This is a genomic window from Acinetobacter sp. A3, assembly GCF_012371415.1.
In the GTDB taxonomy this organism is placed as follows: domain Bacteria; phylum Pseudomonadota; class Gammaproteobacteria; order Pseudomonadales; family Moraxellaceae; genus Acinetobacter.
In genome coordinates this window covers 74,692-84,360 of record NZ_JAAZQW010000009.1, presented here as the reverse complement: position 1 = coordinate 84,360, position 9,669 = coordinate 74,692, and the positions used below count along the sequence as shown (strand labels likewise).

Here is a 9,669-nt window from a genome sequence, read left to right as displayed (position 1 = left end):
CAGTCAAGTATTTCATTGCAAGTTTTTTTAAAATTTAATACCTAAATTGTATGTGTTTGACTATATTTGTCAATATAATTATTTGCTATCAATCACTCTCTCATTTCCTGCATGATTTTGTGTTGAGCTTGCGCTGAAACATTAGGATGATCTAAGAGGATATTCCATAAATAGCGATTCGAGCGCTCCAAATGAACTGGAAATTGCTGAAGTAAAGCCATTTGCACTTTAGCTGTTAAGTTTTGATTACCCACCAAAACAATAGCCTGATCATGCACTAGCTGAAGTTGAATTTCCTCACAAATAGAAACGTTTTTAGCCAGAAAACGTCTGACCACATTATTTTCTGCCAAAAGCGCACGTTGTGTATCCAAACCAATAGCAGGATGTTGCGCCAACAGCATTTTTATACTCGGTTCATGTACAGCGCGACCCTGCCAAGTGTCTTCATATTCAAGTAACTGCTGTTGGTCATGTGCTGACAGCTCATTTTGTTTGAGCAGATTCAATAATGCTGTACGTATGTGCTTAGATTGCATCGCATCACCTGAATTATTAGGAACTATAAAAAAGATTGCTTCAGTTTTCCCAAAAACCTGGCTCATCGTGATGTTTATTCTGCATGGCCATGTCCAAAGGACAATAAAAGAAAAGCACACCTTTAATCTTAGGTTTTCCCTGCTCGTCTTCCAAATGCCGACTTAATCGCTGATAGACAGGGTCGTTTTCATCATAAATCACATCTAAATACAGCTGTCCGTGATATGACTCAAAACTATATTCACTCGCCATTCCCGCCCAGAACTGATAAGAAATATCCTGCTCATCAAGCCAATTGATTAAATCTTGGCGTATCTGCCAATTTTTATAATCGTAATCAGGATATAATTCTCGATCAAAATCTACATACAAAACATCGCGTTGTTTTTCTCGTGCAATTTGATCAATATGCTTAATTAAAAATGGCATTGTTATTATTCCCAAAGTAATATTCATTATATAAATGGGCTGATCATATGCTTGTTCTTAGCAAGCCTTTTGCTCTGCCATGCTCAACCACACTGTGAGTATCTCACCCAAGTTGGACAGGTTGTGTCGTAGCTTTTGAAAAATAAAATGTATAAAGCGTAAGCTGTTAATTTTTAAAATTAAAAAAGTTTTCAATCTTTAAGCAGGATAAGTAAATACGCTCTCTAAACGCTCGACATCCATGGGCATACCGAGCCAATAGCCTTGTAATTGCTGACACCCCAAACGGGTTAAAATTTCAGCCTGTTGCTGATTTTCAACCCCTTCTGCTGTCACTGTTAGGCCTAATTTAATGGCCAATTGAATAATACTTTCTAAAATAACTTCTTCTTTGCTGTTTAAGGTTAAATCGTGAATGAATGCACGATCAATTTTAAGTTCATCCACAGGCAGTTTTTTCAAATACAAAAAGCTGGAATGGCCTGTACCAAAATCATCAATCGCCAATTGAATACCCATTTGACGTAAGCGTTCAAAACTACGAATACTCGACTCAATATGATGCATCGCAGTCGTTTCAGTCACTTCAATCATAAGATGCTGCGGTTGAATATTATAGCGCTTAAATAAATTTTCTAAGTTTGAAAACAGATGCTTATGCTCAAACTGCACTGCCGACAAGTTCACAGCCACTGGAAATAAAGATATTCCCGCCTTTTCCCAAGCCTGAATTTGTTTAAATGCTTCTTCAAGCGTCCAATAACCTATTTGAATAATTAGACCTGTTTTTTCAGCCCCTTTAATAAACATATTGGGCGTCAATAAACCATGCACAGGATGATACCAGCGAATTAATGCCTCAACCCCACAATTTTTGTGTTCCACTGCCGTAAATTTAGGTTGATAAAACAAGGTAAATTGTTGTTGTTCTACGGCTTTATATAAATCATTGATTAATTTACTTTGGCTTTTGGCTTCTAGTAACTCCAAATCATAACTAAATACCGAACTGGTATTTCGTCCCTGATATTTCGATGTCAGCATGGCTGCATCGGCATTCATTAAAATATCTTGCAAGTTGCTGCCATGTTCTGGGAACATCGCAATCCCAATACTGCCTGAAATATTAATTTCCTTGCCCGCGATTAAGAAACTTTGTTGGATCAGTTCCAAAACCTGTTCTGAAATTAAGGTCGCTTCTGCAATATCGGTATGCTCAATCACCAATAAAAATTCATCACCGCCAATTCTGAGCAATTGTGTTTTGTCACTCAAACGAGTTTGCACACGCTTGGACAATTGAATTAATAACTGATCACCTACATGATGCCCAAATACATCATTCACAGCTTTAAAACGGTCTAAATCAATGTATAAAAATGCAACTTTGCTACCTTTTTGACGATGCTCAGAAAAAAGTAATTGTGCATATTCAGCCAAATACAAACGATTTGGCAGTTTAGTTAGGTTATCTTTAACCGCCTGATTGGCTAGTTCACGATTTGCGATAGATAATTTACGGCTTTGCTCTTCTAAACGCTGTTCTAGCATCGCCACACCCAAGGCTGCTGCAAAAATTAGCCCTGTAATGGTCAAAACCAGCAAAAGTGCTTGATTTTGCTCCAATTGATCAGGTCTTAACTTGGGTAAGTTTTCTGTAGAGTGAAAATGCAATGCTTCCATGCCAATATAGTGCATGGCCACAATGCTCAGACTCATTAATACCGCAATTAAAATTTTATAATGTGCCTGACGTCTAATCCTGCATTTTGCTCTGAACATTAACCAGAAGGTGACAATAGCACCAATGATGGCGACCAAAATTGAAAGCAGCACAATCGTCGGGTCATAATGACTACGATAGCCTTCTACGACCACACCCATCATTCCCGTGTAATGCATACCCGCAATTCCTAAGCCCATCAACAGGCCACTCAGAATTAAGCGTGGTAAAGGTAAAGTCGATTTGGTGGTGAGCCAGACTGCAAAAGTAGAGGCAAGAAAAGCAATGAAAAAGGAAAGTGCGGTAAAACTCAGATTAAATTGATACGGCGCAGGAAAATGGCAGGCCAGCATACCCACAAAGTGCATACACCACACGGCTGCACCTAAAAGCACACCACTAATAAATAAAGCAATCGTTTTATTTTTTTGTTGCACATTCTGAAATAACAACTGCTCAATAGACACTGCAAAATAGCAGGCTAAAATTGAGATTGCTATTGAACCTATTACAAGGCTCAGATCATAGTGCACATGAACCATTATAGGCTTCCGTTTCGATCATCATTTATTGTTTTTACCTGACTCAATCCCATGCTCTCTGCTTAACAAAAAAAACATTAAAACTACTTTATTTACTTCTTGAATTACATAAAAACAAAACATTATCGCTAGAGTCTAATACAACTTGTTTCTGGTCAATAGCCAAAGTTACAATAAATATAGAACTTAGCTTTGCCTCATTAAATTTAAGCGCTGATATCAGTTTAAAACGTACTTAAAACCAGACAGCCATTGCTTTTGCAACATGCATAAAAAAACCAGCACATCATCAATCATGGGCTGGTTTTCTTTAAAACACGCTTAGATTAATACAAGTTTAATCTGCTTTTTGGGCGCCTGTTTGCAACATGGCATAGTCTTGTAAAACATGTGCCGCCTCAACAACAAATGCTTCTTCTTCAGGCAACGCTGGACGCTGTGCTGCTTTCATTTTTGCACGTGCTTCTGCCAAGGCATCAATAGAAGCCTGATAGCTTTCCCAGTTTGCAAATGGTTTGAGTCCTGTTTCCTGACGACGCTTGTTTTCAGCAGTCAAAGTTTGCTGCTCTAGTGCCATTAACTCGGCTCTGCGCTGCTCAATATCTAAGACAATACTTTTACGTTCTTCAGCTTGCTTCGCAATTTGCTTACGCTGTTCCAAATATTTAAATTGTGGATCTAGCGTGACACGTTGCTGTGACAATTGACTTAATTTGGTGATATAAGGCTGTACTGAGCCTTCACGCTTAAATGGCGCAGTTGGAATGGTATCCCATTTCAATGCATTTTTAGCTTTACGCTCACCAAACTCTTCATTGTAAATATCCACCAGTTTAATGTCTGGAATCACCCCTTTATTTTGGGTACTGCCACCTGTAATTCGGTAGAATTTACGCTGTGTTAAAGTCGCTTGCCCATAAGCTAAAGTGTCTAGTTGCACTTGTGCCGTGCCTTTACCCGTGGTGGTGCTGCCAATCACAATCCCGCGCTGGTAATCCTGAATAGCGGCAGAATAAATTTCACTAGCAGAGGCTGAAGCTAAGTTAATCATCACCGCCAATGGGCCTGCATAAGTCTGTGCACCGCCATCGTCATCTTCAAACACGCTGACATTGCCATTGCCATCACGAATTTGCACCACAGGGCCTGACTTAATCACTTGCCCGAGCATACGTGCCACTTCTTCAAGTGAGCCGCCTGGGTTATTGCGCAAATCTACAATAATGCCTGCCACATTTTTTGCAGCCAGCGTTTTCAGTGCATTGTTGGTATCTTCAGAAACTGAGCGATATTCATTACCCGCACGGCGTGCACGATAGTTCAAATAGAAAGATGGAATTTCAATCACACCGTAAGTATAAGTTTGACCATCACGTTGGATGTCAATAGTACGCGAACGAACTCCTGCATCCTCTTCCTGAATGACATCACGCACAATGGTCACATTACGTGCCTGATTCATGGCAGCACCAGCCCCAAGTAAACGCACGGTCACTTTAGTGCCACGTTTACCACGAATCAAACCGACAATTTCATTACTTGGCCAACCGACCACATCCACCATTTTTTCGCCATCTTGCGCCACACCAATAATGCGGTCACCCGATTTCACCTGTCCTGTTTTACTGGCAGGGCCACCCTCAACAATGGTTTCAATTTTGGTGTAATCTTCATTGCCTCGTTCAGGACGAATCGACACCCCAATCCCTTCCAACTGTAAAGTCGTTTGACGGTTTAGCTCCATCGCATCGACTGGTGGGAAGTAGTTACTGTGCGGATCGTAAGTCAGCATCATCGCATTTAAAGTTTTGTCCAGTACATCATCACTCTTTAAACGATTCATGCGCTCTAACTGACGTGTATAACGTTTGGTTAGCGTTTGCACTGGAGTCAAATCTTCAGGACTAGCCAAATCTTGCCCATTGGTCAACTCAGGATTGTCTTTAATGGCTTTTTGTTTTGCCAGTTCTTCTTCTTTGCTGATGGTGAGGTTAATCAGCTGAGATACCAGCATTTTTTGCCAGTGCGCACGCATTTCTGCTTCTGTTTTAAAGAACGGTGCTTTTTCTCGATCTGTTTCAATACTGACATTTGGCTGTTTTAAATTTTGTGGTTTTTTCAGCTCTGCCAACATGAAATTATAAAACTGTTTTAAACGCTCACGGTACTGCGTATGAATTTGATACGGCCCAGCCAAATTACCCGCTTTTAAGGATGCACCAAAAGTTGCCGCATACTGTTTACGGTACTGTTCAACTTCCTTTGCCAAAAACAAGGTGTGGTCTGGGTCTAGACTGTCGATATAAAAATCAAAAATACGCTGAGATGTAGACGCATCCAAACGCTGATTTAAATAATGCTGACGATCGACCAAGGTCGCCAATTGACGCGAAACCAAAGCTTGTTCCTGCGTCGGCACAATACTGTTGGCCACTGCAGCGGTGTTATTGGCTGCAATCGCTTCATTAATGGCGTGAGAAAAGAAAAAACCGCCAGTTGCAATAGCAACCGCACAAGCGATGGTTTGAAGTTTCATAAAAATATTTACGTCCTTGGTTTTTGACCAATCTCTGCTTTTCAATGCGAATCGAGCAGATTCAAAATCTTATATAACTTAATTAGGTTCTGTCGTGTAGTTTTATCATAATCTGTACTGTCAAAATGTAGCAAATCATTGCAGAATTCGGGTATTGTTTTTTTATTGATAAAAATCGAATACGGACACCCACTATGATTGGCGCATTGATGCTCGACATTGCAGGTACAGAGCTTACCCAAGAAGATATTGAACTATTACGCGCTCCGCAAGTCGGTGGCGTAATTTTATTTGCCCGAAATATCCAGTCACCTGCTCAAGTTCGTGCCTTAACCGATCACATGCGCCAAGTCCGTCCAGATATTTTAATTGCAGTGGATCAGGAAGGTGGCCGAGTTCAACGCTTGAAACAAGGTTTTACCTTATTGCCTGCTATGGGTAGATTTGGTGAACTGTACCAGACTGAACCAGAACGTGCGCTGAAACTTGCCGAAGAGTGTGGCTGGTTAATGGCCACCGAGGTGCTGGCTGTAGGTATTGATTTTAGTTTTGCACCCGTCTTGGATTTAAATGACATCAGCGATGTGATTGGCGATCGTGCTTTTGCTCAACAACCTGCCGACATTATTGCTTTGGCAGATGCCTTTTTACGCGGAATGCACCGTGCAGGTATGGCTACCACAGGCAAGCACTTTCCTGGACATGGTTCGGTTAAAGCGGATTCTCACGTGGCAGCCGCCATCGATTCACGTACCTTTGCAGAAATTCAGCAGCATGACCTGCAAACCTTTATCCAGTTGCAAAATCAGCTAGATGCCTTAATGCCTGCACATGTGATTTATGATCAAGTCGACCCAAACCCTGCTGGTTTTTCTGAATTTTGGTTACAACAAGTCTTGCGTCAAGATATGGGTTACGATGGCGTACTCTTTTCAGATGATTTAAGCATGCAAGCAGCCTGTGTTGCAGGCGATGCCGATGCCCGTTTGCGTGCAGCCTTAGCTGCAGGCTGTGATATGGGCTTGGTCTGCAACAACCGTGCAGCGCAACAACTGGCTTTAAATGCGATTACGGATTTTCCTTTGCCTAATCAAGCTCGATTGGAACGTATGCGTGGCAAAATTCCTGCCCTAAACACAGTTGAGTTGCGTGAAACCCTCGACTTGGGTGATGAATGGCGTACAGTGCGTGATCGCATCTTAACCTTTAAAGAACAAAGTACAGCCTTATTGGCAGCGCAAGCCAGTCGAGACCCAACCGCTTATACAATTTAGATAAGCAGTACAAATAGTGCAGTTAAACCAAACTCAACCTGCACTTCATTTGAGAATCTGAGTATTACTTTTACGATAAAGAGACACGACAGCGTGTCTCTTTTTGATTATGATAAAATTTCTCATATTTTCAGCATAGCTTACATTCAGGATTTTGACCTGAATTTATTTCTAAATAGCTGTGAAACCACATGACCACCATATAAAAAATTAAGGTCCAAATTCGTATGACAAGAACTGTAATTTCTCAAGAAGATCACTCGCAGAGTTCAGATACTTCCCCTGTAGCACCACCGCTATCTAAGCATCGCCATATTTCTTTTACTGCACATTACACGGGTTATATCTGGTATCAAATGGGCATATCACACCCCGTATTTGCAACCCGAAAAGGCAAGTTTTTAGCCAAATTGGTGCATCCTCTAGAAAACTGGGCAGAACGTCATGTGGGCGGAAGTATGCGCAGCACACTCAAACAACGTCACCAAATGATTGATGCACATTTGAGCCAACTGATTCAGCAATATCCGCAACTACAAGTACTCGAAATTGCGTCTGGACTGTCGCCACGCAGTTGGAACTTCCGACAAAAATTTCCTGAATTGAATTACCGTGAATTAGATTTGCCAGATATGGCAAAAATTAAGACTCAAGCTTTGCAACAAATTAATCCCGATGTGCCTGAAGTGCTCACAGGTGACATTTTCAGTGAATCTTTCCAAGATATTTTTGAAAATTTTGACCACTCGCAGCCGTTGGTCATTATTAGTGAAGGCTTGATTAACTACTTTAACTTAGACATGCTGCAACAGCTATTACAAGGCATGTGTAACTACACCCAAGACTTTCCAGAACTGCATTATTTAACTGACATTTACCCTGAACCCGTTAAGAACAAATTGGCCAGTTTTATTTGGAGTTCGAGTCGCTTACTGAAATTTATGTCACGCAGTGCCTTCACTTTCCATTTTCAATCTCCACAGCAATTGTCACAGTTTTTTCAAAGTGCAGGTTTTGAGCAAGTCAAGGTACAACAGCCACAGTTATATTTTTCCAGCGCCCCGCTAGATAACTCAAATGAAGAACATTTGGGCGATCTAGTCTGGATGATTCATGCCTACAAAAAAAATAGCGTGGCTTAGCACGCTATTTTCATTCTTTCTTATTCAAGTAATTTCAGCTCTATGAACTCACAACATCCCTAGCAGGCATATTCTAAATTTTGGGCAAGTGCTTTTTGACGCGCTACATAACGCAACAAACGCTCTGCTACATCAAAACTACCATGCTTAAACAATGCACGCAGTTGCGACCCTTCACTTTCAAAAATCAAGCATTCTATACTAAAGCTGCCTTCTTCATCTTGTAGCTGCAAGGCCATATCCCGTTCAAATTGTGCTGCCTGTGCAGCCAACGTTGGATTTTCAAAATCAAGTAACACACCAAAGAAGTTTAAATCGACAATGTGCGTGGCAACATTCAAATCAGAATGACGATGCTGCAAATGACTATGCGGGTTCTGTATAGCAATGCGAGCCTCACCACGACGCTCCATAGTCAGAAGCTGCGCACGTGTCATGGGAATAATACCCTCTAATTCCTGTATAGATTCATCTCTTAAAAAGGTCGCAAATAAATTCATGGTTTCTTTGCGACGTTGTAATTGCGGCACATGATCTGCATTGGCAATCATGGCAAATTCCATATTTGGGCACTGTAAGGCAAAGTTGGCATTTTCATGTGGCAAGGTAAAACTGTCATATTGCCCACATGCCACCAGCACTTTACATTGAGGGATAGGCACATCAGTCAAGCGCAATAAACGGTTGCAGTTCACATCGTAGCGATCTTGCTCAGTGGCAGTAAAATCTGCCATTTGTCGGTAAAACAGACGCTTTGCGGTAGGCGACATACGGGTTTGTTCCATTTTGGCATGATTCACCAAGTACAAAATCACCGCCTGACCAAACTCATCCATGCGCTGTTCTTTCATTAAATGCAGCGATTCTTCAAGCAACATACGCCAACTTTTACGGGTCTTTTGCATCACCCCCATTAAAATCATGCGGTCAATCAATTCAGGGCGCTGATCTGCCAAACAGGACGCCACCACTGAACCGAGTGACATGCCCATCACCGAGACTTTGTCTAAACCGACTATATCCAACCAGTCACCCAGCATGTGCCCCAAGTCATGCAGTTCCAACGTTCCTGCAGACTCACCTGTTTCAACATTGGTCATTTGCTGATTAGCCCCCATAGAAGGCATATCAATTAAAATAATCGGGCCAGCACGAAATAGTTGCTCTACGCAGTATTTATAAGAATTAAAATTCTGGAATGCCCCGCCAACAATCACAATAGGAGTTAAATGAGCAGTTTCAGGCTGTGCAATCGCCATGTATTCCACTTTCCAGCCATTGATCCAAGTGGTGCGAGCGGGTTGTTTAAAACTGTGTTTATCGTAAATATCAAAAAAGCAGACATGAGACCCTGAGTCCTGTACGTCCGTGTCCATTTGGATCATGGAATTCATATTCCTTACCTCCATGCGCATTTTATTTTTATTGTGCAAGTGTTCGTAATGAACGATTGCCATCTTTACCGAAGTGGCATCCTGCTTAT

General features: G+C 41.4%; 7 protein-coding genes. 2 read left to right on the top strand and 5 right to left on the bottom strand.

Annotated features, from left to right (window positions below; translation table 11 throughout):
• Nucleotides 1-92: 92 nt before the first annotated feature.
• From HHA42_RS05170 to HHA42_RS05155, 4 genes are all read right to left on the bottom strand, one after another.
• Nucleotides 93-539 (bottom strand): hypothetical protein, encoded by a 447-nt coding sequence (locus HHA42_RS05170; RefSeq protein ID WP_168525632.1) that lies wholly within the window; start codon nt 537-539, stop codon nt 93-95.
• Between the two features lie 40 nt (nt 540-579).
• Nucleotides 580-969, bottom strand: coding sequence for a hypothetical protein (locus tag HHA42_RS05165; RefSeq protein ID WP_168460006.1), 390 nt, complete (start codon nt 967-969; stop codon nt 580-582).
• Nucleotides 970-1,167: 198 nt separating this feature from the next.
• Nucleotides 1,168-3,234, bottom strand: coding sequence for an EAL domain-containing protein (locus HHA42_RS05160; RefSeq protein ID WP_168460005.1), 2,067 nt, complete (start codon nt 3,232-3,234; stop codon nt 1,168-1,170).
• 337 nt (nt 3,235-3,571) lie between these two features.
• Nucleotides 3,572-5,770, bottom strand: a complete 2,199-nt coding sequence (locus tag HHA42_RS05155) for a carboxy terminal-processing peptidase (RefSeq protein ID WP_168460004.1) — start codon at nt 5,768-5,770, stop codon at nt 3,572-3,574.
• Nucleotides 5,771-5,964: 194 nt separating this feature from the next.
• Between HHA42_RS05155 and nagZ the strand changes: the two genes are divergently transcribed.
• Nucleotides 5,965-7,044 carry a beta-N-acetylhexosaminidase gene (gene nagZ / locus HHA42_RS05150; protein WP_168460003.1) on the top strand — a complete coding sequence of 360 codons (1,080 nt, stop codon included), beginning with the start codon at nt 5,965-5,967 and terminating at the stop codon, nt 7,042-7,044.
• Nucleotides 7,045-7,271: 227 nt separating this feature from the next.
• Nucleotides 7,272-8,186, top strand: a complete 915-nt coding sequence (locus HHA42_RS05145; RefSeq protein ID WP_168525630.1) for a class I SAM-dependent methyltransferase — start codon at nt 7,272-7,274, stop codon at nt 8,184-8,186.
• Nucleotides 8,187-8,245: 59 nt separating this feature from the next.
• On the opposite strand, the gene HHA42_RS05140 is transcribed toward HHA42_RS05145, so the two are convergent.
• On the bottom strand, nt 8,246-9,580 hold the full coding sequence (locus tag HHA42_RS05140; protein WP_168525628.1) for an alpha/beta hydrolase: 1,335 nt from the start codon (nt 9,578-9,580) through the stop codon (nt 8,246-8,248).
• Nucleotides 9,581-9,669 lie beyond the last annotated feature (89 nt).

Excerpts from the sequence above, each read along its gene's own strand:
- HHA42_RS05170 (WP_168525632.1), bottom strand. The coding sequence starts at position 539 with ATGCAATCTAAGCACATACGTACAGCATTATTGAATCTGCTCAAACAA.
- HHA42_RS05165 (WP_168460006.1), bottom strand. The coding sequence starts at position 969 with ATGCCATTTTTAATTAAGCATATTGATCAAATTGCACGAGAAAAACAA.
- HHA42_RS05160 (WP_168460005.1), bottom strand. The coding sequence starts at position 3,234 with ATGGTTCATGTGCACTATGATCTGAGCCTTGTAATAGGTTCAATAGCA.
- HHA42_RS05155 (WP_168460004.1), bottom strand. The coding sequence starts at position 5,770 with ATGAAACTTCAAACCATCGCTTGTGCGGTTGCTATTGCAACTGGCGGT.
- nagZ (WP_168460003.1), top strand. The coding sequence starts at position 5,965 with ATGATTGGCGCATTGATGCTCGACATTGCAGGTACAGAGCTTACCCAA.
- HHA42_RS05145 (WP_168525630.1), top strand. The coding sequence starts at position 7,272 with ATGACAAGAACTGTAATTTCTCAAGAAGATCACTCGCAGAGTTCAGAT.
- HHA42_RS05140 (WP_168525628.1), bottom strand. The coding sequence starts at position 9,580 with ATGAATTCCATGATCCAAATGGACACGGACGTACAGGACTCAGGGTCT.